We start from the raw sequence: 25,535 nt of genomic DNA, 5'->3' as shown, positions 1-25,535 counted from the left end.
CGCACGGTCCTCTTTCTCGTTGCTGGCAAGCTCGACTTGTCCGCCTTCAACCCCCATGCCTCATGAGCCCGTTACCCACTGCATTTTTAAAAGAGCCAGAAAAAGCCTGCCCCCCGGTACCGCGATGCGAACCCTAAGCGTTATCCGCTTGTGCTTCAAGGAAAAGTGCTGCGAAAGCACGACTTCTGCCTCTCGGCCGGCCTCACAGAAAAGAAACTGGCCAAGCTTGTCGAATCGCAGAGAGCATTTCCAGTCTTCTTCGGTCCCGAAGCCTACTACCCAGCGTTTTTTCTCTCGACCACGATTTTTCGCGACGACTTCAGAAGGGTCATACGCGGTCTTGGCAAAACCCACTCGTGGACAATGTTCGATTTTTTCACGACCCCAATTGCGTCCTTGAACGGTGCGACGCCGCTCCAGAGGCTATCGGCTGGAGATGTCGGACCGGTAGTGGAGGAAGCTAAAAGCTTCGTGGAGCAATACGCTCGGCTGTTTCCGACGGAACAAGACCTCAGTTCATAAGTCTGTTGGCCATGAAAGCGCTCTTGACCTTCTCGCTCAACAACTACGGACTTCTGGTCCTGACTGCGGCCGGCGCTGTGCTTACCTTAGTCGTGCTGTGCCTCAAAAGGAGATACGTCAATGAAGGAGTCCTGTTCCGACGACTGCCAGCGGAGGAGCATGAAGTTCAAGGAGAAAAGATGCGCTTGGACAACCATATCGACCTCGAAATTGCGCTTCGTAAGTTCCATGAGCTGGGCTTAGAGAGCGGAGACTCAGGATATGCCTACTGGCATGAAGTCGGGCGGCTGCTGAAACAAGCGGCGGGCATGCAGTCGCGAATACATGAGCTCAGCAAAGAACTAGAACAATGTCGCGCGAGGCTCGGCAAAGCGGATTGATACGGAAAAGCGCAAGGCCCGAGGAGGCTTCCATGAAGGAAGGAATTGGTGTGGAAGAGCAGTTGTCATGGAAAACGGACAAGCCTTCTGAGGACTTGAGTTGCAACTGGCACTACAAAAGGTCCCCGAGCTACAACGACTCCGCGTCTACCGATGCGACAGGCAAATGGTGCATCTTTGTAAGCCCAACCGAAGTGGACGAGGTGTGGAACAAAATCAGCGGCGCTATCGAGAGCAACCAGCTATTGTGCGCCAAGGTGTCCACCGCTCTGCGCAGCATGGGCCGCGATGGCCACGTCATCTGTGTCTACACGCGTGACTGGGCCGATAGGCAGGACCTCGTGCGCGTCCGCGTAGTGCTGCAGTCGCTGGGCTTCGTGCAGGAGCTCGGCTACAGGCGCGACATTGATACACGGAACAGGATTTACGGCTCTGGCGAGTGGTACCTACGTGCGTAGCAGCTGACGCAATCTAAAGGGAGGGGACGTGTCGGATTCGGAAGAACAGAAGCTCGAGAAAGCAGCTCTCTGGCTGCGAGAAGCTGACGGCTTGCTCATCACCGCCGGCGCTGGTATGGGCGTTGATTCGGGCCTTCCTGATTTCCGCGGTCAGGAAGGTTTCTGGCGAGCGTACCCCGCGCTTCGGCGTCAAGGGCTCTCGTTCGAGGACATGGCAGACCCCGCAAGGTTTGCCGAGCATCCGGAACTTGCATGGGGTTTCTATGGCCATCGCCTGAAGCTTTATCGTGACATCGTTCCACACGAAGGCTTCGCGATATTGCGCAGATGGGCTGACCGCATGAGTCATGGCGCCTTTGTGTTCTCGAGCAACGTTGATGGACAATTCCAAAAGGCCGAGTTTCCAGAACACAGTGTGCACGAATGCCATGGGTCGATTCACGCACTCCAATGTCTGGAGACCTGTACGGACGATACTTGGCCGGCGACAGATTTTCATCCGCTCGTAAATGAAATAACCTCCGAGTTGGAGAGCCCGATGCCGCGTTGTCCCCGGTGCGGTGGTCTCGCGCGTCCGAATATCCTAATGTTCGGCGACTGGGGGTGGGTAGGCCTTCCCTATGAGAAACAGCAGCAGAGACTTGCAGCCTGGATTTCTTCAGTATCGAAGCTTGTTGTCGTGGAGGTGGGCGCTGGGAGAGCCTTGCCGACGGTACGACGTTTCAGCGAACGATTCTCGGCGCATAGGCTCATTCGAATCAACCTTCGTGAGTCGAACACAAATCCGTCGCATGGAGTCGGCTTAGAAGGCGCCGCCGCTGCGACGCTCAGAATGCTTGACGCCCGTTGTGACTTTTCGTAAATCACAGTCAGCCGCATAGTGCAGATACGGTTCGGCAGCCAGGTGTTCGCGCTCTCCTGAGCGAATTCGCGCACGGCGCGACGACATGCGAAGCGTGTCCGACGGTCAAACCGACTCGGCAGTTGCAACAGCTAAATAGAGAACGAGATGACAGACCGACGTGTGCCGGATGATTTCCCGAGGGACCAAGACCCAGGCTCTGTGTCCGGGGTTCAACCAAAACTTCTCGTTCGCGAAGTCGGCGGGCGTTATCAAAGGGGTTCCACTGAGGAACAACTGTGGATACGCTACGACGCGTGCGAGGACCTTGCTAGTCAGCTTTCCGCGTATGTATCGCGGAAGATTAATAACTCGGGTCTGTCGCCGGACGTTGCGTTGACTCGGGCCGAGAAGGGCGTGAGATTGAAGGTTGACGCTGACGAGTGGGACTTTTCGCAAGCGGAGGTGGCTTGGGTCATGAATCGCACGAGGCAACTGCTGCTGGCTGCGACCGATGACTAGCGACGAACGCAAGCGCTGAGAAGACCGACGCAGCGTGCACTTTCTGGCTTGGTTTGGACGCACGGCGAACACCGTAACGTAAATCCGTGGCGTGGCGAGTCGGCTCATTCTCTGCACGACGCAACGAGAACGTTCAGTTTTCAACCGCCTTGGCAAAGCGAGTCTTGTGCGAAATCGCTCATTGCAGCCCGTGACCTCGGAACGAGTAGTCCTCTGCGTGCGAGCCGTTCCCAGCGCTTCGTCAGCAACACATTTCCGAGAACTTGTTGCAGCGTTATGCCAGCAACAAGTTCTCTTGTGCCCGTCAATCGGCGCCATGCGTCAAGCAACTCGGTCATCGCCTCCCATCTGCCGGCCGTCGGCTTATGGTCAGGGTCAGTCCACAACGTGCCAACCTTCGGGTTAAATGGTGGCATGCCAACAGTGTGATAAAGCTGACGTTGAGTCTCCGACTGACGAACGAAGAACGCAATAGGAATCTGCCCAGCGCGTTTCCACAACTCGATTGCCTCATAAATCTCAGGGTCGCATATGTCAACGACCCAATACACTCGCGACTCTCCGAGGTACAAGCAGATGTTTAAGGTAATGAAATCATCCGTTCTGACCCACTCAAAACCGATAGATGACTCGCTGTGGTCTGTCTTGAGACAGTCGGCCTCCTCTTTCGTCACCGTGCACGTCAGCACAGGAGTGCCGTCTGGCAAGCCGTAGGTAATCTTCGGTCTGGGCCTGAAGGTCCAGAGGGGAAGCAAAGTACCAAACTGAAAAAGCCCTTCATTCCCAGACACCGCCGCATTATCCATAGGTTCCGTTCCCGTCAGATTTGCTTATTCGAGCCCACGTATGGTGCCCACCAATTTTTAGTTGCCGGGAACAGTCCTGTTCAAGAGGAGCTCGATTCGCTGCAACCGTCGACAATGGGTATAACCAGATTTACCGACCATGAATGCAAAAAAACTGGCTGATAACTTCGCCACCCTGTCCGGTATCTCAAGGCTTTCCCACAGTACCTGATTTCCCGCTACCGCTGCCGTTGATGTCCGACCAGTCGCGCGGCTGACAGCGGAACGGGCAGCACTATGTATACCGCGCAACGGGGGTGATGATTTCGAATTGGAAGGACGCGCTCGAAAATCTGGTTACGAGCGAGGGAAATTTGCCTGCGAAAAAATTCAGGCGTCTTGCAGGCATTCCGGCTTTTGAGGAAGGACGGTTTGGTTGAGGACCCGCCGGGCTTCAAGTTGCTCCGCTTGATGCGCGACGATTCGACAGACCGAGTGTTCCGTCTTACAATGAAAGGGACAGTTCGCCCCCGAACCTTGGTGCGGTAATCGGGGTTCAACCAAAGCTCCTAGTTCGAGAAGTCGATGGTCGTTATCGGCGCGCTTCAACCGACGAGGAATTGTGGGTGCGCTGTGACGTCTGCGAAGACCTGGCGGCCCATCTGTCCGGTCACGCATCACGGAAGATTGCGAAGTCTGGATTGACGCCTGACGTCGCGCAAAGCCGGGTTGAGAAGGGCATGAGGTTGAAGGTCGACGCCGGGGAGTGGGAATTCTCACAGCGTGAGGTGGCATGGGTCATCAAGCGCACCTCACAGCGTGAGGTGGCATGTCATCAAGCGCACGCGGCAACTGCTGCTGCCTGAGGCCGACGACTAGCTTGTGGCTAATGCAGGGAAGGAAGCAGCGCATTAGCTGATGGGTGCTGGCGTGGCGTCAGCGGCTCCGGCGAAGCCGGTACGCAAGCGCAGAAAGTCGTTTTTCGCCCGCATGTTGTGAGGCTGCCCAAGCAAGAGAAGTCAACTTCACCAGCGTGCCGACGTTTCGCAGAAATCTCCGAATCGTGTTTCGGTATGTGTCGCCTGCGCTGCTAGCGAGTTCGCTGGCGAGCCGACGCAGGTCTTTTCTGAAGTCGACGAAGCGCGGAATTTGGCGAAGTCGGAGACGGTGGTGTGGTCATGCGCTTGAACGGAGTGGGGAGTGTTCGCCGACAATAGAAGCGTTCCTGAGAGCGATTTAGGAGCGTTCCTAAAACCGGGTCGAGCGGGCCACAAACCCTTGCCAGCAAAGGCAGGAACGCTTCTTTGAAATGCTCGGCGTTTTTCGAATTCGAAGGGGGTCTCGACCCCCTCTCTGTCGCCAAATTTTTTCTCATTTGTGGTCAGGAACGCTTCTCGAGGAAGAGGCTTTTTCACGGCCTCCGCCCTGCGGTCAGCACCCCGTCGCCCGGACGTCCGGCAAGCCAGTTGGCTTGCAGCGTCTCCACATGAGTAACCGGGCGCGCAAACTTATCGCCTACGATGGAAGCGACGCCCTGACGGGCGTTGCCGTTCTCGACAAGCCGAAGACGCTCTGCATCGTCGCCACCGTTCTCGAAGACGCGGTGGCGCTCCAACGGATGATTCCGCAAGCGTCGGCCATTGTGACTCCGGCCCCTGCGGCATTTGCTGCGTTGCGGCCGGACAAGGCGGTCAAGGAGTACCAGCTTTATCTCGCCGGAGACATTGCAGCGTGGCTGCGTGTCGCCAGTGACTTTGTCCGTACCGTCCGGCAGACAGGCGCGGCGGCGCGCATCATTCTGCCCTCAGGCGCCGCGCTGAGCCACATCGGCAAGGCGGCCGATGACAAGGCGTATTGGTGGCAGGTGCTTAAGGGGGTGACCTCACTGGACGCGCCTCTTATGGACGAGTTCGATACATCTGGACTCTGAGGGGGCCATTCTCGGACTGAAATCTGCCGACTGCTAGGCCCCGCAATCGCTCACGGCCGAGCCGGGCTTTGTAACTGCTTCATCTGGTTCTGGTTTATCGTGTGTTGACTGCTCCCAGTTGTGCCGCCGTCAACTGAGAATGTGGGCTTGGTTTTGTGACAGGGTTTGGGCTTGTTGGCCGCGGCATCCAGCCACAGGTCTTTTTCGGGAGAAGGTTGTCCTCGGCTCCATAAACAGGGAGTGCCAAAACGGCTAGGATGCACGCGGACAGATAGCGATTCATTTCAGCTCCCGTACCTTTTCCTAAAAACGTCCATGAAGCAATAGAGAACAGCCTCTGGTTCGCTGTTGCTCTTGCACGAGCGATAGGCTCCCTCGAGCACGCGGTCCTCCACAGTTCGTGTCATATCCGGGTTTCGGTCGTCCGTGCCCGGGACCCGGACGAAACCGTGGCCGCTGTACCAAGCCTCGAGTGCATCGTTGTCCATCGCGTCCGTGTCGAGCGCATCAAGTCGGTCTGCCTCCGCGTCCGACTCACCTTCCATTTCACCATAGAGCAACTGATGGACGTTAAGCACGAGACTCGCGCCAATCTCATCAGCGAGGGCGCATAACGCCTTGAGCGCGAGCCCGACGTAGCCGGCGCGTCCAGCTTCGTGCGACCAGACGCTCTCGAGCCGGACCACGTACACCGACGAGCGCTGGACCATCTAGATGAAAAGCCACTCGACTGCCCCATCCGGGTAGTCCTGTGGCCACCCCTCTGCGAGCAATTCCAGCGCACCGCGAACACGTTCCAGCACCGGTCGATAGTGCTCGGCGCAATCGCCGGGTCGTTCGTGGTCGTCCTCGCCATTTGCCTCAACCGGACCTTGCCCCTCCCGCATTGCTTCCACAACACCCCGCGCACACCCAAGCCGGTCGAGCGCACGCCGGAGCCGCTCGCGGCCCTCATCCTGCCCAAGCTCCCGCGCGACCACCTCGACCTCGGCCGCCACATCTGTCAGCAGAATCTCCACCAACTCCACCAGTGTCGATGCCAGCTCGGCGGTCGCCGCGCGTTTCGTCGTCTCTTTGATTTCAATCGAGTCATCCATCCAACCGATAGCGATGGCTGCTTATATGACCGAGCCTGGCGATTGCGTCTGCCGGAAGAACCTCCCTAAGTTCAGAATTTTCGAACTGCTTTTTTGCTTGTGACGGCTGTGCGGGACGTTATTTTTCTGGAATTTCGATAACAATTTGTTTTATAAAGACTTTTCACCGTTGCAAACAAAGAAATTGCTAGGCGCTGTCACTCCGCCTTATGGTTATAAATATCGCTCTGTGACAGGTGAAATTTCATACGTGACGAGCTACTTGACTACTTGCTGAGCGAGGGTCCGCAGTTGAGCGGTCAACTTGCGCTCGGTCTCGAAAAATGGCTTGGCATCACACCGGCGGCCGCACGGAAGAAAGTTGAGCGGAGAAGCAAGTCCGTTCGCGAGTTGAAGCTGCCATTCGCACGAAGAGCTAAGTTCCTGTACGCAGCCAATCAATACGGGAGCGATAGATTCTGGAGCCGGTTAGCCGAAGCACTCGAGGAAGGGAACGGTGCGTACTCGCGCGTTATTCGAGCACTCCGTGCCCGGGGCGACCTTGTCCCGCTGGCTCACCTCGCTTCTGCGGCTGGCATTTCCTCCGGTGCTCGCCAAATCCCATTCGAGCGCGTCTGGCAGGACCTTGTGAGCACCGGACTGTTCCACACAACTGAAGTGCCTGGCTTGGGCGAGTGTTTCGCCTTTGCAAAAAAGGACCCCTCTCTCGACGAGATGCTTCCTGATGTACGCGCTCGGTTAATTGCCGAAACCGTGCTCCTTCAATCGGTTCAAGAATGGGCGGCAAAGCTCGGACTCGGCAGCTTCAGCAGTTTCAAGCTTCGAAGTAACAAGCAAGAGGCGGCGCCTAGCGTCTGCGAATCTTCGGTTTCCTTCAGGTTGTTCAAGCTAGAATGGCGCGATAGAGGCTTTCCACGACCTGGCGAGGAAGCGCAAAGTGTCTGAGAGCGGGGCGGTCTTTGCTTTTTATGTGTCCCCTGCCAACACCGACGTTCCTCTGCCAAGGGTTATGTTGTAATCGGCTGTGGTTCTCCCGTGGATGGCTTTCATGTTGGTTCCCGACATTACGGTATCGAAGCTCTGAAGCCAAACGCGCTTCACTCCTTTTCGCTAGTACGTTACAACTCAGCGGACTCCCGGATGTCAAATCCGGTCGAACGACGCCGAGCGGACGGTCAGTCACACTTGTCGACCTCACAATGATTGACATTGCTGGAATGCTTCCAGTCGGCTGCGCGCAGCGCTCTAGCGCAGCTGGGCCAATATGGACTCCGACTCATGTTGGCACGTAAATCTCCGTTTTGGTTTTTTTGGAAAGCGCCTATAACAAAGAATTCGGAGCTTCATCCTGCACTGTCAAACAACTGATGAAAGGTAATGACTGAGGGCGTTGTCTCCGAGACGCGAATAGGTTGAGGCTGGTGCCCCGTCGAAATGGTTGCGAGCAAAACGAAAGCTAAACGAAATGAAAGAGTAGGCAAATTGCGTGGGTGTCTACAAGTGGGAATTTCGACTATCAGTGCATCAATGACCTGACTGCATAATCTAGCCGGTTGCCAAACGGTGAGTCAGCACTGCCCTTTCCGAATAAGAGGTGCATAAATGCCTATTAACATCGCGCACTTGTCCGACATTCATTTCCGTCGCGATGAAAATCCTATCGGCAACGACCCAAATGCCAACATGAGGAAGGAATTGTTGCTGGACCTCCTCGAGTTGACGGCGGCCCAGGGGAAGCTCGACGCAATCATTGTTTCCGGAGACATCTCTTACAACGGGATGAAAGAAGAGTTCATCGAGGCAGACGCATGGCTGCAGCAAGTGTGCAGGGAGACCGGCTGCCCGACTTCAAATGTGTACCTTTGTCCTGGCAATCACGATGTCAGTTGGGAGGTCCTCAAACGGAATCCGCTACTCGAAGCTGCGCATAATTCCATTCGCTCGAAGACAAACAATGAGTTGCGTAACGCTGAACTTCTCTCTCTTCTTACAGGGGAGACAGGAAAGGCATTCTACTCGCCGCTCGACAATTTCAATGAATTTGCCCAGAAATATGAATGTGTCTTCAAAGGTACGAAGAGTAATTATGCCTGGAACAAGCAGTTATCGTTAGATGACGGTTCTTTGCTTCGAATCAGAGGCTTGAACTCGGCAATACTCTCTGGAAGGCAAGACAAAGAAGGGCAGCTTTTTCTGGGGCGGGACGCTTGGACCATAGGCCGCGAACACGGAGTCGAATACTTAGTCTTCGCGCACCATCCCCCTAAATGGCTTTTGGACGGTCCGGAGATGGACAACGAGCTCGAGACCATGGCGAGGCTTCAATTGTATGGGCACGAACATAATGCCCGAATCTTAACCGGCACGAGGAGTGTGAAGGTGTTTGCTGGCTCCGTGAATCCACATCGCTTAGAAAGGAACTGGCTACCTGGATACAATTTCATCAAAATCTCCGTCGTCACGAGGGGCGCAGAACGCCGGATGAACATTCGTATCTTCGCGCGGGAGTGGCAACAGGTAACGCCGCAACAATTTAAAGCATATGCCGGAGCCGAGAAAGATGGCAGCCACGAAACGAGCATTCCACTACGCCCTTGGTCCCCGCCGGTCGAAAGAGGCACGAAAGATTTGACTGCTCCGCATCTGAAAATGCCTCAAGATTTTCCGGTGTCGCATCGGACAGCGACACGAAATGAAATTGAAGTGGATGGAGTCCTAGACAACGAAGCAGAAACAATCGAGAGATGCTCAGAGAATGACTCCGATAGACCTGGAGCGGTCGTCGATAACGCTCTAGACACCGCCTACAGGGTCGTTCATCTTAGCGACCTACATCTAGGCGTCAGCGACCCTAAGGGAGTTTGGAATTCTCTCGCCGATTACATTAAGGCCTTGAACCCCGACTTGGCTGTCATTACCGGAGACGTAGTCCATTCTGCGACAACGGAGAATCTGGACTTCGCATCTTCCGCTCTGAACGCGCTGGGGGTTGAATATCGTCTGTGTCCAGGAAATACTGACCATATAATTCCGAAAGTGCCAAGCCGAAAAAGCACTTCTCGTCGGGAGAAAGCGTCTAAAGTTCCAACTGTGAAGCCTGCAAAAACGTTTGACGACGTATTTGAAGACCACCTATTGTCGGGAGCAGAGTACTCTACTTCGAAGAAACCGGGGAATACTTGGAAGCTTGCATTCCTTAGCGTCGACACTGGTGGGACCGACCTCGGCGAGACGCGCGGGGAAATCACGAAGTTTCAGCGTAATGCTCTCGTCAATTCGGCCAAAACGGTCGAAAAAGAAGCAGACATTTGCATCGTCTTGCAGCACCATCAGCTTCTTCCAGTTAGCATCTTGACCGAGGACGGACCACAGGCGTGGAATTCTCATCAAACAATGGATAACGTGGGTCCTGTATTGGAAACCCTCGCCAATTCAAACGTAAATCTCGTACTTCACGGTCATGAGCACCGGGCGTTTGCTGCTAAATACTCAACGATGAATCGGAAACGCAGTGACGTTACGATTGTCGGGGCTGGCTCGGCAACTGGGCTTACGGGAGGTGAGGGCTTTCGCTTAGAGGAAGCGTCGTTTAACTTGCTCGAGTTTTGCGATGATGGCTCGATATTGCTTGAAGAGCATTCTGGAAAGTCAGGTAGTTGGCGGGTAAAGGAGGGAAGTTCCTACGAACTTTTTTCGGCTCGCGACATACAAAAGATACGGCAAAAGAGAGCGTCTGAGGTTGTCAACACCCCCGCTATGCGTATCACAAAATGGTTCGAATTTTTGGAAAATAGAGATATCCGAGTCAGCGAAGTTCGCGCGGCTTGCGACTTGAGTTCTCGTGAATTCATTTATTCGGCTTTTAACAGCACGGGCACGCCGGAGTGCGAACGATTCGAAGTGACTTGGTCAGACGGTCATATCCAGAGACTTCCGGTCAGTTTTGAGAATGTTCGCGACCACACATATCAATTCGAAGTAAGGCTTCCGCGCGCGCCATCCTCGGTGCGTAGTATAAGAGTAGATACTCTGTGGAGGCGTGGGGGGCTTTTGACAGTCGATGACTGGGACGTGATGAAGTTCGCCGGTCGAGTTCTCGGTGACCAGAGGGACAACTATAAAGAGTTTGCTTCTCATGTTGTGCGTGAGCCTTTACAAGAGTTAGTGCTGATTCTTCAGCTTCCGCCCCAGATTGCGCCTTCGCGCGATGAGGTCGGTGTAACCGTGAAGGCAGTCCCCGAGGCGCAAGGTAAGATTGACTACACTAGCCTTCGAGAGGACCTGAAGGCTAGGGAGATTGGAAAAGGTCGGTACATTCTCTCCGTGCCTTACCCCTATACGGACACGGTGTTTGGACTGTCATGGGTTTTGCCGGCTCGTGAGAAAAAACCTCTCTCGTGGGTGTCAGGAGTACACGCGGCAAAAAAGGGAATCAAAGAATTGTTTCGTAATCGTCTACCCGAGGGATTGAGCAATTTTTGCAATATTGAGGTTTTTGAATCAGTGAGAGACCAAAATCAATTTCATTGGAGGATTGTATCTGACGGCGGGTCTGTCAATGGCAGCAACGACATGGACGCTGCTGTTCGCGATGTCGCCCACCAGAGTATCTACTTGGATTGTTGGTGGGGCAATGTCGGAATTTCAAATCGCGAAGCGAGGAGGGCGTCGCGAGGTGATTTGGAGGGGACTGAAGTTGCGGCAATATCAATCCCTATCATCCCGCGTGGCGTGGACCACATCGGCGAGCCCCCATTGATGGTGCGACTCGGATATGCAGAATTCGATTACCGCGGAAGTGAGGAAGATATGCGTGTCGCGGTGCTTCGTGCTGCTGACGTATTTTTTAATGCAATAGATAACCATTGAGCGCGTCAACTATTATTTCGGAGAGTGTGTCGCGCTGTTCCTTCAGCTCGTCGGATTCGCTGTTCGGCCGAGGAAAGGCATGAAGAGGTTGACGCGTTGCGCGCCTGAAGGCGTCGTTCGTCGGAGGGAAGGCTTCACGCGACGCAAGGACGGAAGAAACCTCGGTCAGTTCGCCTACGCGGCTCGCTATCGTCGACAAAGGCGATTTGCGTGGCGGCCACCGGCTGTGGTTCGGGAAGGACGCGGATACCAGGAGGGCTTCTGACGAGGTCTGTCGACGCTAGAGTCGGTGGGCTTCGCGATGGACGCATGGACGCATGGGCGAGCGGCATCCGAGTCGACTTCCAATGCACTCTCCCCGTACTTTCGGCAAGCTAAGTGTTCGAATTTCCCACCGCATTCGCAAGCGCGTCAGCGATTTGTTCGACCTGGTCTATTCGGAAGCTTGGAGCCACGCGGATATGAGGTCGTGGCTGAAAGCGAGAGCCTGGCTGCACTGCGATTCCCCGTGCGGCCAAGGAAACTAGGCATATCGCTGGACCGAGACAGGAATCCAGAGGCATAAGGCGTCTTGTCCGGACACTTTAATTCCGCGCTCTGCCAGTGCATCTGCCAGGACTCCGCGCCGCTTCGCGTAGGTTTCACGTGCGGCAGCCACCTGCCTCTGCGATTCAGGGGGCGGCCTCAAATCTGAAGTGCAACACCATTTCGTCTAAGGTGTTGCGATGCATGAAAGAACTCCGTACCAGCAACTTCAACCTGAAGAGCGCCTAACCATTGCAAGCCTGCATCTGCAGGGTTCGAGTATCCGGGCCATGGCCCGGATACTTCGGCGCTCGCCGGCAACCGTTAGCCGTGAACTGAAGCGAAACAGCTCTCCCGCAGGCTACGCATCGGTACCGGCTGAAGCGCTCCGCGCCTCACGCCGCGGCGCTGGGCGCCGTGCCACAAAGCTTTGCCTACAAGGCGTCTGCTGGCATATCGTTCTCACCCTGCTCGAGTGGAGATGGTCACCCCAGCAGATATCGGGCACACTGAAACGTATGTATCCGACCGACCCGACCCAACAGGTTTCGCACGAAACCATCTACACCGCTATCTATGCGCAGCCGCGCGGCGAACTGCGCCGTCAGCTGATTGCCTGCTTGCGTCATGGTCACAGCACGCGTATGCCGCGCACGCGGGGCACAGACCGGCGCGGACAAGTTCCCGACATTGTCTGTATCCATGTGCGCCCCCCCGAAATTGAGGACCGCCTGCTGCCCGGACACTGGGAGGGCGACTTCATCAAGGGCGCGGGCAACCACTCCTCGGTCGGCGTGCTGGTTGAACGGACCAGCCGCCTTGTCCTGCTTGCAAAGATGGAAGACGCCACCGCGGCTTCAGCGCTGGCGGGCTTCTCTGCGAAACTGAATTCGATTGTCGCGCCGCTGCGCCAGAGCTTCACTTATGACCAAGGCAAAGAAATGTCGCGCCACAAGGAGCTCGCTGCCGCAACCGGCGTGAACGTGTACTTTTGTGACCCGCACAGCCCCTGGCAACGCGGCACTTGCGAAAACACCAACGGTCTGCTGCGTCAGTATCTGCCCAAAGGCACAGACCTTTCGGTCTACACTCAGGTCGAACTTGACGCCATCGCCGACAGTCTGAACAGTCGACCTCGTGCAACTCACAACTTCCATTCGCCATTCGAGGTCTTCGCCGCGACCCTCGCATCAGCAAGTCAACCTCAAAGCTCTAAACATTAACCCCGGTGTTGCGCTTCACACTTGAACCCGCCTCTCCTATTTTGCTGGGGCTCGTGAGGTGCGTGCACTAAACGAGGGAGGCATACCTCCAGCAGATTGCTCGACTTGGTTTTCCGCCGTCGAGCTTTCTGAAGCCTCAGCGTTGCATTCGCGCCCTTGCAGCATCGCCGGCTTAAAGTTTTTGCCAATCTCGTCGTAACATGGGGTAGGACGTTGCGGCGGACCACTGTGATGCTCGCCGGTATTCGAACTGGGGCAACGTTCTTGCCATCGATTCACCGAATAAAGGGTTGAAAATGTCAATGCTTGCCTTCGAAGACACAGAAGTGGGCCGCGCACTTTTCAGTGTTGCACAATCGCTTCAACAGATATATTCGGTTGCGAAAGGTGGGGACGAGGCTGCGCCATGCCTAGCCCAGATTGAAGCATTGGCGGAAGCTTCGTTTGCCTCGGTTGAAAAATTGGTCAACCACTTCAATACCCATAGAGCGGCTCTCGAAGACACTCGAGACAGCTTGCTAGCGTCACTGGAGCGCCTAGGCGAGATGCAGGATGTTGTTCTCGAGGCCCAAGAGCATGCCGTCGCCGTTCAGCGACAGGCAAAGGCTTCATTGAACGACCTCGCGAGCCAGGTCGCTCCAGCCAGAAATGTTATTTACTGAGTCTGTGCAACACCGCCGTGAAGCCTAGCGTGCTTGCGTTCTCACTGAGCTTGCCCCTCGTTTCGTGGGCTACCGCCCACAGCGAGCGAGCGAAAGCCGTCGTCGATATTGCTGTTCGTATTGCAATACATTTACCATACAAGAACGAATCAGCTACCGGGGAAGCTGAATGAGAGAGCGAAAGGATACGCTCATGAGCTTCCGAGCCTCTGCGCGCTTTAAGGCCGCGCTTACGCTCGCCGCAGCACACGAGAATCGAAGCCAGGCCAACCTACTTGAGACGCTCGAATTCGAGTTCTGCCGTCAAAAGGGTATCGAGGTACCCGCAGAACCGGCTCAACAACAAAACTAAAGACCACACACCATGTACCAGACCTTCGTTCACGCGCCGGTCATCGCGAAGCTGTGCGCGCTCTCCATCCTTGTGCTCTTCGGCTATTTCCTGTTTTGGTTCGTGCCGAGAGCTGTGATTCGCGGTCTCGCACTCAAGCGAGTCATTGCCGGACTCGCGCGCCTCAAAGAGGGCGAGGACCCGGGGCCGCTCTTCGCCAAAAATAAAGATTTGGCTCACCTTTGGAGCGAATACGACGAGACGCTCTTTAAACAGGAACGCTTTGATTCTGGTGAGCGCGGTTATGTCTTCGACAAAAACCGCTCGACGGTTCCGGCCGAGATGTTTTTCAACACGCAGACGACCGTGGACTCATATGTCGGCGCGGAATTCTTTAAGCACGTTCCCGGCATCCTGACGGGTATCGGGATTATCGGAACCTTCTTTGGAATTCTTCACGGACTGGATGCATTCAATGTGAGCGCCGATGCCGCCCAGGTTCGCGACAGTCTGAAAGGACTGCTCGGCTCCGTGTCCGAAGCGTTCGCGGTTTCCGCCGGCGCCATCCTGTGCGCGATGATTATCACGTTGTTCGAAAAGTTGCTTCTCGCCAGCCTTTACAAGAAAAGCGAAGCGCTCGCCATCGAAATCGACAAACTCTACAAGGCCGGTGCGGGCGAAGAAATGCTCCAGGACTTGGTCCAATCGTCGGCCGACTATCTGTCTAACAGCAAGACGCTAAAAGACGCGCTCGTCAATGACCTCAAGGCCATCCTGGAGTCCGTCGCGTCGACACAGATTAGCGAGCATAAGCGCATTATCGATGACCAGATGACGGCGCAGGCTGCGAGCACCAGAGACCTGGGGTTGCAAATCGGGCAGGAAATTAGCGCGGGGTTGCAAACGGCGCTAGCGGAACCCATGAAAGCTATCGGAGAGGCTGTAAAAGTTGTCGGCGGGGAGCGCGAAGGCGCGGTCCACAAGCTCCTTTCGGAGGTAATCAAAGAGCTCAATCAGAGCTTGCGCGACCTCTTTGGCGACCAGATTGCGGGCATCAACACGATGCAGCAGCAGACCATCGCCGCGCTTCAATCCGCCGTCGACAAAATTGAGCACTTGTCCAAGACGCTGACTACCGCCGGGACAGATGCGACGGGCAAGATGGGCGAACAGCTGGCTGAAGCCATCAAAAATATGGAAGCCAGCCAGACGCGCATGACCACTGAAATGGCGCAAGCCGTGGCCGAGATGAAAAATCTTGTTGCCAACTCACAGACGGCAACCAATGAAGGCATGCTCGCCGCACTTGAGCGGGTCAGCAACAACGTCGAGGCGCTGGTCAAGCAACTGACGGAAAAGGTCGAAACATCCCAGAGCGCAACCAGTGAGGCGTTGACGAAGGCGCTCGCCGAGGTGACCGAGCGCGTGGGCGGCCTCGTCACGTCCCTGACAGCCGATGTAACAACATCCCAGACGACGACTAATGACGCACTCACCAACGCGTTGGCTGATGTTGCTGACCGCGTCGGAAGCTTGGTCTCGTCGCTGACGACTGACGTAAAAACGTCGCAAACCTCGACCAACGAAGCGCTCACTAAAGCGTTGTCTGACGTCACTGAGCGCGTCAGCGGCCTTGTCTCGTCGCTGACAAGCGATGTGACAACCTCGCAGAGCGCGACCAACGAACAGTTGCAGAAGTCAGTGTCGGACGTCAGCGCGACGGTCGCTAATCTGGTGCAAGGCCTCACGCAGTCCGTGACCAGTACCCAAGAAGAAAGCAGCAAGCAGCTGACACAGTCGGTCGCAACCGTCGGAGATTCCGTTAAATCGCTCGTCGACGACCTCAAGCAACAAGCCGAGGGTGCTGACGTCGTTCACGAGAAGCGGCAGCAACAGTTCGCAGCCGAAGCGCAAGCCGCCGCCGCTGGAATCAAGTCGGCAGTAGACGTTCTTACTGCGGAAGTCAGCCGACTTGTGTCCGGCACCGGGTTCGCGGTCGACAAAATGCGTGAGAGCGTGGATACGATGCGCCGGGTGACCGGCGACACGGTTACCCAGATGAACCAGGGGGCAAGCACGCTGCATGCGGCCTCGACCGAGTTTGGCAAGGCCGGCACGGCGGTAACCGGCTCGCTGCAACAAGCGACGCAGCTGACCGACAAGCTCGCTGCGGCGGCGGGCAACGTGGGCGCGGCGTCCGAGACGATGCAGCGTGTCGTTAATGACTATAGCGCCCGGAGCGGCGAGTTCCAGTCGATGCTGTTGCACCTTAAGACCATCGTCGAGTTGGCAGAAGGGTCGTTGAGCCATGACGTGCTCGCTCAAATTCAGGAATCGAACAAGGCGCTGACGGTCGCGCAACTGAAGGTGGACGAGTTCATGAACGGAGTGACCGATGTGCTCCAGGACTCCAGCGACAAGTTTCAAACCAACCTCACCGATGCGATGGAGCGCGCCGCATCCAAGCTGGTCGAGACGACCGGCCGAGTCACAGGCCTGTTGAACGGTCTCATCGAGAATCTTGCAATGGCACTCCGTCCGGTCGTGATGGACGAGGAGCGTGCTTAAATGTTGAGCTCTCGCATCGTTCTGAAGCGGGGCGGCAAGGGCGAGGCGGAGAAGCCTTTCTGGATTAGCTACGCGGACCTGATGACCGCGCTCATGGTCCTCTTTCTTGTCACGATGTCCGTGACCTTGCTTGCCGTCACAAAACAAGTGAGCGAGGCCGAGCGCCAAAAAGCAGAGCGCGACCGCGAAATCGCGGAGTTGCTTCACCGCGTACAAGTCGCCGCGAAAAACGCGGGCATTTCGGTCGATATGGACCGGAACGTCATCGACTTTGGCGACAAGGCGCATTTCGACAAGAACAGCTCCGGACTCAAGCCCGAGCAGCAAAAACTGCTTCGTGCGTTTGTGCCTCAGGTGCTTGCCATCGCGCGCGACCCGCTCGGCCAAAAGTGGCTTAAGCAGATTGTGGTGGAGGGGTTCTCGAGCCCGGAGGGAGATTACCTCTACAACCTGAACCTCAGCCTCCAGCGCAGCCAACGGGTGCTGTGTGTTCTACTCGCCAAGCCGCCGGTAGGTGAGAGCGCGATGAGCAATGACGAACTGGAGCAAGTGCGCGACCTGTTTCTTGTCGGTGGCTACTCGTTCAACGCCGCCAAGGCATCCTACGAGGACAGCCGGCGCGTGGAGTTGCGCCTTGAATTCCTGGGGATTGGCGAGCATCGCCCGTCGACCAACGGTCCGCCACGCGGCAACTTCGGCACCTGCGCTTTAGGAGCAGCCTAATGAGTTATCTCGACGATTTGCGCAAGGGACTCACTCGCCTGCAAAACCAGCCGCTCTTTTTGCAGACGCCGATGGGCGAGCTCGAAGAACAACTCGAGAAGCTGACCGAGAAACTTGTAGGCCGCACCGCAAAAGCGCCGGAAGAGGCCGTTGTTAAAGCTGTGGAGCGATTCCAACAGGAGCCGCGCTTTCGGCATTCCCATGATGCGCTACTCGTGAGCCTTGGTTGTGACCGGCCCATTGGAAAAATGCGCTACCGCCTCATCGAGGACCGCGTACGGTTTCCGGCCGTTCTCTCGGGTGTGGACCGCTTCCGCAAGCATCGACCCATCTTCCGCGACTGCTACAAGGGGCTCTTGGACACGTACCTCCGCTACCATCCTGAAATGAAGGGTGCGGCAAAGACAGGGCGGCCCAATTGGGAGCTGCTTCGGTCATGGCTGGACAGTGGCGCCAATACCCTCCGCCGCCCGGATGGCCTGGAGGAGACCTGGGTGTCTGAACTAGTGTCGCACCCCGAGCTTTTCTCAAATGCTCCCGTCGATGCGTTTGCTCGGCAGATGCTTCGGGGCGACGATAGTGCTTTTTTTGAGTTTCAGCAGGCGCTTCATATCGAGCGCACCTCGTGGCTTATGGAGCAGGTGGTCCTCGCACAGGTCCGCGCGGCCGCGAAGGCCGGCATCACGCCGTACATCCCTAAATTGTTGCCGCTGCTCGAGCAACTCGCGACCCAAAACCCCGTCGTTTTCAATCAAGGCCTGGCTGAGGTGCTGAGCGCATATTGCGACCATACGGGCGGCCCGCTGCACGGAGCGTTACGCGATTTTTCCTTGCACTTCTGGGGCAACCCGCTTTTCCTGCGCAAGGAAAACAGCACCGGCTGGGTCGCCGTGCCCCGCGAACCTAGGGACATGGTCAAAAAGTGGTTCAAGCTGCATGTCATTCAGCAGTTCTTCAACGTTCTGGCCAAGCAGGACCAGCGTGAACAGGACGACGTCCGACTCAAGCGCGAGCGGCGACGAGACTTTTGGGAGAAGTACGCGGATGTCGTGGGCGACGTTAAGTTCGCACTGGGGCCCAACGCTCGAAACAGCGATGACACGAGGATGCTCGAAGTCGTCAAGCTGATGGAAGGGATGACGCTTGACCTCTATGGCGCAGGAGACGGGCAGAACAACGCCTTCATCATGCGATTCGGCGACTGGGTCGTAGCCGAATTCGGGCACGAGAATAACGCTTGCTTCGTGTATCCCGCATCGGACGTGCCATTTGAGCACGGCGACACCAGCATCTCTGCGCAGGCCATTCGGCATCACATTCAGGCGTCGGACCAACTGGGTGCCGAAAGCCTTCCGCATCGAGATAGAAGGCGAGTCGGGCCGGTCAAATTGCACCACCGAGACAAAGGCGGTCGGTTCTGGGAAGATATTTTCGAGGACGCATTGAGTGGCCGGGGCATCACCAGGCCGGTTGCCGCGCGTGCGAGCAAGAACTCGGCAACTACCTGGAAGCCCGAGGTACCGGCGCAGGCAGCCAAGCAAACTCCGGCTCGCGCCGCCGCATCTTCTGCCGCGAGCCGCCCGTCGACCACGCCTAGTATCGACCGGCCTCCAGAAGCAGCGAGGCCTGCGCCACGCCAAGCTCAAGAGCAGCCTGTAAGTTCGAGTGCATGGCGCAATCCGTCGCTTTTTCGGCCGGCATCTGGTGGCGCGAGCACTCCGCCGACCAAAGCATCCACGTCCGGAGCGGACACCCCGTCGAGCGGACCGATTGTTTCTCTGCCGTTTGGTGCAAAGCAAGAGAAAGAGCTCCTTACCATGTGCCGCAAACTCGACATCTACGTTCGGGACATGCGTGAACGGCAGGGCAATCTATGGATTGCGTTGGACAGCCCGGCGGACAACCGTCTGACGCCGTTGCTCCAGTCGTACGGCTTCAAATACCGGCCCGGTCGCGGCTGGTGGTATCAGGAATAACAAGTCGAGAAGAATTCGGGGACGAAAAGCATGCTGAAGTGGCTCAAAAAGATGACGGGTGCCGAGCCGTCGCAGCGGCAAATCGCCGCCGTGTGGCGCGCCTTTGGAGCTGAAGGGCTCGACTTGGGAACGTTCGAGTCCGTGGGCGCGCGCCCAGGTGCGACGCCGCTTGCGACACCCACGGTGCCCGCGCTCATCACGCAACTGTACGATGAAGGCTATGCCGTCGGTGCAGACGAGAGCGCCCACTTGTCGTGGGAGAGCCTGTACAACCTGCTGGAAGAACCGGCTTTCGCACGCAGCCTCGACCAACTGGAACTCCCGCCCATCGGCGGGCTCACGCCAGAGCTCCAAAGCCGCAACTCGCTTATTGACCGCGACTTTACGATTCGCGTCTCCGGTTGGCGGGATGAGGACCGGCGCCCACTTGAGGCGGTCACGCGCAGCGGCGCGCTTGTCTCGACCAACGGCCGACAGCTTTTGCTGTCGCGGCAGGCGTGGGAGACCGTGGAGCAGGTTGCACGTTTTCAGGCGCGACCAGAGGACGAGCGCACCGAGACCGCTCAGCGCATGCGTTGGGGGCAGATTCGACGCGCCGCGCTTGCGGCGAACGCGAGCCTCGACCAGTTCCTGTACAAGAGCATTGTCGTCACGCCCGACACTATCGATATCATCCCGCGAAAGACGGGCGCCGGCACGACACGAATGGTCGAAATCATTCCGACCTTCGAAGGCGCCCCCGAAAACTGGCTCGACGTTTTCGACTCGTATCAGGCGGTCCCCAAGCACTATGACATCAGCACGCCCGAAGGTATCGTGCACGTGCTCGTCACGCCAGAGGTGAACACGGTGCTTTCCAGCATCCGAAAGATGCCGGGCCGACTCATCAGCGGAAGCCGGGCCGAAGCGTTCCTGTTGAACCCGTTCGCCACGCTCGGTGAGGACGCAAAAGCGGCAATCGACGAAGAGCAGTTCGAGCGCGCCAAAGTTGAAGCTGGCATTTTCTTCGACCACTTCACCTCGATAGTCCGCCGCGACGCACTGGGATTCCCGGAGACGGTCGGGCTTGCTATCGAAACGGCGCTCGCGGACCGGGTGTCTGCGGAGGAGCGGCTCTTTTCAGACGACTCGGAGCTGGAACACTTCGTCCGAGGCGCCGAACGCGCCATCGCCGCCGAACGTCAGCTCTATGCATGGGAGGGCTACGACTTCGAGCTTCTTGGCAACAGCGAAGAGCATCTGGTTCTGCTCAAGGCCGCCCTCGATGAGCGCAGCAAGCCGCGCATTTTGGTTCGACACACTGACGTCTACGACCTGAGCGCGTACACCTCGCGCGTCAACGGTATCGGCCTCGAACAGCCGTATTACTCGCCGTACATCGCGAAGAAAGGCGACGAGTGGTGGCCCGAGCACCTGGTCAACGTCATCGTGTACACGCGGGACGGCAGCACCGACCCGGTTGCCGTGCCCATCACGGATGACGTCAAAGACGAATTGAGCGCCAAACTCAAAGAGGCGGAAACCTCCGGCAAGCCCACGATTGAATTGCCGGGTTTCCCGCAACCCATTCCCGTTACCGAAGCGCGCGACATCCTCGACGCGTTCATCAACTTTGGGAATGATGTCCGGGAGGGGTACGACAAGCCCCCGAAATCCGTCGACTCGAAGGACAAGGCCGCTCGTCAGAAGGCAAAACAACTGTTGCTGAAACCGAATGTTGATGCAGTGGACTACGAGGATGTGCGCAAGGAGATTCTGACCGCCTTCACGCCCTCGCCGGCGCTGCCGTCGGGCTTTAGACTGGAGACGAAGCTACTGCCCCACCAGGAAAAGGGCGTCGCGTGGCTTCAGCATCTCTTTCAGCACGCACCAAACCACTGTCGCGGCTGCGTCATCGCAGACGACATGGGCCTAGGCAAGACGCTGCAGTTGCTGACATTCATGGCGCGCGCATTCGAGGACAATCCGGAACTTCCACCGGCACTCATCGTCGCGCCCGTCTCCCTGCTCGAAAACTGGGCAGAGGAGATGGACAAGTTCTTCAAGGAAAGCACGTTCCGGCCGCTCATCGCATACGGCGACAACCTGGCTTCGCTTCGGGTGCCGCGTTCGGCCATTGATGAAGAGCTTCGAAAGGAAAACCTTGTCAAATTCCTGCAACCGGGATGGGTCGGCGACGCGAACATTGTGCTGACGACCTATGAGACGCTTCGCGACCTCGAGTTCTCTTTTGCCGCCGTCAAATGGTCGATTATGGCCTGCGACGAAGCGCAGAAAATCAAAAACCCGAACTCGATGGTCACGCGTTCTGCCAAAAAACAGAATGTGATGTTCGCGGTCGCCTGCACCGGAACGCCTGTCGAGAATACACTCGTCGACCTGTGGTGTCTGTTCGACTTGGTTCAGGCGGGATTGCTTGGCGCGCTCAATGAGTTCGGACGGTGCTATCGCAAGCCAATTGAAGCCGAGACGGAGGAAGAGAAGGTGCGCGTCGAGGAATTGCGCGGGCTGATTGAGCCGCAGATACTGCGCCGCATGAAGAGCGATGTCGCCCAGTTGCCGCCCAAGCGCATCATGCCGGTGCTCATCCCGATGTCCAACCTGCAGCGCACGTACTACACGAGCGCTATCAACCTCTTCAAAGGCCTCAAGAAGGGCGACAAAGAGGCCGCGTCGTCTCCGTTCAAGAATCACCTCGGGGTGCTGCAATATTTGCGCTCCATCTGTACAGCCCCGCACGCACCCGGCCTGGGTCGTTTCGCGCCGCAGCCGCTCGCGCAGGCACGCTCCGAAGCGCCCAAACTCGGATGGCTGCTGGACACGCTACGCGAGATTGAAGGCAAGGGAGAGAAGGCCATCGTCTTTGCTGAGTTTCGCGAGGCGCAGCAGATGCTCGCGTACTACATCAAAGAGACGTTCGGCTTCGAGCCGCGCATCATCAATGGCGACGTCACGGCCTCAGCGAAACATGTCGCGAGCCGTCAGAAACAGATTCGCGCGTTCCAAGAGAAGCCTGGATTTGGCGTCATCATCCTCTCGCCAGTTGCCGTCGGTTACGGGGTGAACGTGCAGGAGGCCAATCACGTCATCCACTACACGCGAAACTGGAATCCCGCGAAGGAAGACCAGGCGACCGACCGCGCGTACCGCATCGGCCAGAAACGAGAGGTCTGCGTCTACCTACCAATCGTGCGCGCCGAAGATTTCAAGACCTTCGAGGTGCGGCTTGACGAACTGTTGAAAGAGAAGCGAAAGCTTGCTGGCGACATGCTCAACGGCACGGGAACGGTGATGCCGACCGACTGGAACATCCAGGACATCGTTCCAGACGGTGCGAAAGACCCGGCGTTTACGCGTGCCCTTACGCTAGACGACGTGTTGCGTATGGAGTGGGACTTCTTCGAAGCGTATGTCGCGGCGGTTTGGCAGAAGAAGGGGTTCAAGACCGTGTATCGCACACCAGCACGCGATGGTGGCGTGGACGTGGTTGCGTTCACTGGCAACAAGGGCGACCTCGTTCAGTGCAAGAGCTCGGGGGTGGTCAATGCCAGCCTGAACGACGAAGGTGTTAAGGACGTGGTGTCGGCCGAAGCGGAATACCGGCTTCGCCACCCCGGTGTAAATTTCTCGAAGTGGGTGGCTACCAACCAGTTCTTCAACGAGACAGCTAGAGAAAAGGCGCGCCGCAACAACGTTACCCTCGCCACGCAGAAGGAGGTTGACGCATGGCTCGAACAATATCCGGTCACGAACGCTGACGTGCAGCGATTTCTGCACCTCTACTGGGAGCAGGCCGCTTGATTGCGGTTTGATGTCCAGTCCCTCATCGTCTGAAGGCACAACGTCGCTAAGTCAGTCGGGGAGACGCGATGGGCCGGAGCGGCGTCCCTTTGCGACGAACTCTGCTCCACTCCGCGGCTCTCCGCGAGCGTCGGTTCAGCACGCCCCGGTCGAATATGTTCGCGTAGGCGGTAAGATTCGTAATCTGGGCGCCGGAGCACAAATCCGGAACACTCTCGACAGCAATCGAATTCTCGTGACGACCTATCTAGATGTCCCTTTCAGGGAGAAGGATGAAGCCAAGGCACTCGGCGCCCGATGGGACCCAAATCAGCGCAAGTGGTATGTGCCTGAGGGGACGGACCTCGCACTGTTCAGCGCCTGGTTGCCCGCGGCGATGAGCTCTGCCGATTTGGTCCCCGTCCCGACGTCCGAGCGGCTACCAAGCCTCGGTGGTGCGGGCCGAGAGGTCGCTGCGCCGAAGAAGGGTGTCCCACTCTCACAATTACTCGCCAGCGTCGCTCAAGCGGTTGCGCAAACATTCAGGTCGGGTGTTTGGACCATCGTGGAAGTTGTCGAGACACGAGCCAGAAGTGGCCACGTGTATCTCGAACTTTCTGAGCGCAGTTCCGACGGCAGTCTCTTGGCGACAGCGAGAGCAATCATCTGGGCGAATGTTGCAAACCGCATTCTCCCGGAGTTCGAACGAGCCACCGGTGCGAGCATCGCTCCCGGCATCAAACTTCTCGTCCGGGCCAAGCCGAATTTCAAGCCCCAGTACGGCTTCAGCATTGAGGTTGATGCCATTGACCCAGACTACACCTTGGGCGACCTTGAAGCTCGGAAGAGGGAAATTCGTGCGCGTCTGCAGCAGGAAGGTATTTTCGACGCTAACAAAAAGCTTCCTCCGCCATGGGACTTCAACGCCATCCTGGTCGTTGCTCCACAAGAGGCTGCAGGGCTTGGCGACTTTCGAGTGGAAGCGAACCGGCTTGAGCGCTTTGGTATTTGCCGTTTTGCCTATGCTTCGAGCCGTTTTCAAGGCGAAGGGGCTGCGCGGGAAATACGCGATGCGCTCCTGAACGCCTTAGCGCACTGGGGCAAATCAGGCAATGCGCCGCCCGATGCGGTCGCAATCATTCGGGGCGGGGGAGCTGTCAATGACTTGGCTTGGTTGAATGATTACGAGTTGGCCAAGACCATCTGCTGTCTGGGAGTCCCTGTGCTGACCGGCGTAGGGCACGAGCGCGACAGCACGATTATCGATGAAGTGGCCAACACTCGGTTCGACACACCAAGCAAGGTTGCTGCCGGCATAGAGCTAGTCATCAAACGACGGATTGATGAAGCCAAGGCACATTTCGAGTTCATCGCGGCACAAATAACAAGAGTCGGAACTGGCGCTAGAGCGCTGCTTGACAAAGGATTCACAGCTGTTCAGTCCGGTGCCCTCAAGCAAGTTGCCGCTGCAAGACAGACCACGTCCGCTTTGGTAGGCGAGCTTTAACTTGGAGCAAAGCTGACGGTGCGCGATGCAAAGCACGAGTCGGGCGTCTTGATGACGGATGTAGGGCACAACGCCTACCAACTGTTGGCAATGGCGAAGCGCGAGGTGCCGGGCGTGTTCTCAGAGATAAGAGGCGGGGCCTGCAACGTTGTAAAGACGGCACGGACACTCACGACGACACGGGTTGAGGCCATTCACGACCGAACATCACTCGATGTAAGTCGAAGCCGGGCATCAATTGAACAAGACCTCCAGACCGTCGCGCTTTCGGCACGGCAACAGATAGCAAGCTCGCGAAACGCGGCGACCGCCGTATTCCGTGAGGTCGCTGGGCAGGGACCAGAGCGGACCTTGGGGCGCGGCTTCGCCATCGTGCGGAACGAACGGGGTCAGCCGGTCACATCTGCTGCCGACGCAAAGTCGATGGGTGAGTTAGAAATCGAGTTGAAAGACGGCCGGGTAGCCGTCGGGGTAAAGCGAGGATTGTGAACATGAGTGAGAAGACTTTCAGACAGGCGTATGGAGTGCTCCAGAGACACGCAGAGACTCTGCGCAATCAACAGGAACCCAATATCGACGACCTACTTACCATCGTAACTGAGTCGGTCGCAGCATATAAAGTCTGCAAGGAGCGGATTGACGCGGTCGAGGCGGCTCTTGAGCAGGCGCTCAGCGGTGCAGGAGTAAGCGGTGAAGAGCCGCTTACGACGCAGCCGAAAGAATCTGCGTCGTTCGATGATGACATCCCGTTCTAGGCAAGGCGGCCTCAAAAGTGAGGTGCAACACTTATCTCGTATAAGGTGTTGCAATGCCCGACAAAACTACTTCATACCAGC

General features: G+C 57.1%; 19 protein-coding genes. 16 read left to right on the top strand and 3 right to left on the bottom strand.

Annotation, left to right across the window (positions count from 1 at the left end; genetic code table 11):
- The first annotated feature begins 533 nt into the window (after positions 1–533).
- Genes AWB66_RS34625 through AWB66_RS29795 form a run of 3 tightly spaced genes read left to right on the top strand, consistent with a single transcriptional unit; the run spans position 534 to position 2,222 of the window.
- Positions 534–902 carry a hypothetical protein gene (locus AWB66_RS34625; protein WP_235021298.1) on the top strand — a complete coding sequence of 123 codons (369 nt, stop codon included), beginning with the start codon at positions 534–536 and terminating at the stop codon, positions 900–902.
- Positions 903–934: 32 nt separating this feature from the next.
- A complete protein-coding gene (locus tag AWB66_RS29800) occupies positions 935–1,360 on the top strand; it encodes a putative phosphothreonine lyase domain-containing protein (protein ID WP_159462974.1) in 426 nt (141 codons plus the stop codon).
- Between the two features lie 28 nt (positions 1,361–1,388).
- On the top strand, positions 1,389–2,222 hold the full coding sequence (locus AWB66_RS29795) for an SIR2 family NAD-dependent protein deacylase (protein WP_087633635.1): 834 nt from the start codon (positions 1,389–1,391) through the stop codon (positions 2,220–2,222).
- A 641-nt stretch (positions 2,223–2,863) separates the two neighbouring features.
- Here AWB66_RS29795 and AWB66_RS29785 read toward each other — a convergent pair.
- Positions 2,864–3,529, bottom strand: coding sequence for a hypothetical protein (locus tag AWB66_RS29785; protein ID WP_087633633.1), 666 nt, complete (start codon positions 3,527–3,529; stop codon positions 2,864–2,866).
- Between the two features lie 1,465 nt (positions 3,530–4,994).
- On the opposite strand from AWB66_RS29785, the gene AWB66_RS29775 reads away from it, so the two are divergent.
- The gene (locus AWB66_RS29775) at positions 4,995–5,438 is read left to right on the top strand and encodes a hypothetical protein (RefSeq protein WP_087633631.1); all 444 of its coding nucleotides are present in this window, start codon (positions 4,995–4,997) and stop codon (positions 5,436–5,438) included.
- Positions 5,439–5,722: 284 nt separating this feature from the next.
- Here AWB66_RS29775 and AWB66_RS29770 read toward each other — a convergent pair whose 3' ends face one another.
- Both AWB66_RS29770 and AWB66_RS29765 read right to left on the bottom strand, forming a co-directional pair.
- Positions 5,723–6,148 (bottom strand): hypothetical protein, encoded by a 426-nt coding sequence (locus AWB66_RS29770; protein WP_087633630.1) that lies wholly within the window; start codon positions 6,146–6,148, stop codon positions 5,723–5,725.
- Positions 6,149–6,535, bottom strand: a complete 387-nt coding sequence (locus AWB66_RS29765) for a hypothetical protein (protein WP_087633629.1) — start codon at positions 6,533–6,535, stop codon at positions 6,149–6,151. It abuts the gene before it with no gap.
- 291 nt (positions 6,536–6,826) lie between these two features.
- On the opposite strand from AWB66_RS29765, the gene AWB66_RS29760 reads away from it, so the two are divergent.
- The 12 genes from AWB66_RS29760 (at position 6,827) to xseB (ending at position 25,454) form a co-directional block, all read left to right on the top strand.
- Positions 6,827–7,480: a bL17 family ribosomal protein gene (locus AWB66_RS29760; RefSeq protein WP_125469828.1), complete on the top strand. Its 654-nt coding sequence runs from the start codon at positions 6,827–6,829 to the stop codon at positions 7,478–7,480.
- 657 nt (positions 7,481–8,137) lie between these two features.
- The gene (locus AWB66_RS29755) at positions 8,138–11,404 is read left to right on the top strand and encodes a metallophosphoesterase family protein (RefSeq protein WP_087633627.1); all 3,267 of its coding nucleotides are present in this window, start codon (positions 8,138–8,140) and stop codon (positions 11,402–11,404) included.
- 725 nt (positions 11,405–12,129) lie between these two features.
- Positions 12,130–13,152, top strand: coding sequence for an IS30 family transposase (locus AWB66_RS29745; RefSeq protein WP_087633626.1), 1,023 nt, complete (start codon positions 12,130–12,132; stop codon positions 13,150–13,152).
- 302 nt (positions 13,153–13,454) lie between these two features.
- Positions 13,455–13,814 (top strand): hypothetical protein, encoded by a 360-nt coding sequence (locus AWB66_RS29740; RefSeq protein WP_087633625.1) that lies wholly within the window; start codon positions 13,455–13,457, stop codon positions 13,812–13,814.
- A gap of 193 nt (positions 13,815–14,007) precedes the next feature.
- A complete protein-coding gene (locus AWB66_RS33860; protein ID WP_159462973.1) occupies positions 14,008–14,166 on the top strand; it encodes a hypothetical protein in 159 nt (52 codons plus the stop codon).
- A 12-nt stretch (positions 14,167–14,178) separates the two neighbouring features.
- Entirely contained in the window at positions 14,179–16,713 is a 2,535-nt protein-coding gene (gene zorA / locus AWB66_RS29730) for an anti-phage ZorAB system protein ZorA (protein WP_087633623.1), read from the top strand.
- Entirely contained in the window at positions 16,714–17,436 is a 723-nt protein-coding gene (locus AWB66_RS29725; protein ID WP_087633622.1) for a flagellar motor protein MotB, read from the top strand.
- On the top strand, positions 17,436–19,412 hold the full coding sequence (locus tag AWB66_RS29720) for an EH signature domain-containing protein (protein WP_087633621.1): 1,977 nt from the start codon (positions 17,436–17,438) through the stop codon (positions 19,410–19,412). Before AWB66_RS29725 ends, AWB66_RS29720 begins: the two co-directional genes overlap by 1 nt.
- A 30-nt stretch (positions 19,413–19,442) precedes the next feature.
- Positions 19,443–23,213: an SNF2-related protein gene (locus AWB66_RS29715; protein ID WP_087633620.1), complete on the top strand. Its 3,771-nt coding sequence runs from the start codon at positions 19,443–19,445 to the stop codon at positions 23,211–23,213.
- 10 nt (positions 23,214–23,223) lie between these two features.
- Positions 23,224–24,699 (top strand): exodeoxyribonuclease VII large subunit, encoded by a 1,476-nt coding sequence (gene xseA / locus AWB66_RS29710; RefSeq protein ID WP_235021297.1) that lies wholly within the window; start codon positions 23,224–23,226, stop codon positions 24,697–24,699.
- A 51-nt stretch (positions 24,700–24,750) separates the two neighbouring features.
- Positions 24,751–25,188 (top strand): exodeoxyribonuclease VII large subunit, encoded by a 438-nt coding sequence (locus AWB66_RS34620; protein WP_327355716.1) that lies wholly within the window; start codon positions 24,751–24,753, stop codon positions 25,186–25,188.
- Between the two features lie 2 nt (positions 25,189–25,190).
- Complete coding sequence (xseB, locus tag AWB66_RS29705) at positions 25,191–25,454, top strand: exodeoxyribonuclease VII small subunit (RefSeq protein ID WP_087633619.1); 264 nt, start codon at positions 25,191–25,193, stop codon at positions 25,452–25,454.
- Positions 25,455–25,535 lie beyond the last annotated feature (81 nt).

This window comes from Caballeronia telluris (assembly GCF_001544495.1).
Lineage (GTDB): Bacteria > Pseudomonadota > Gammaproteobacteria > Burkholderiales > Burkholderiaceae > Caballeronia > Caballeronia telluris.
This window is presented reverse-complemented; position numbering and strand designations above follow the sequence as displayed.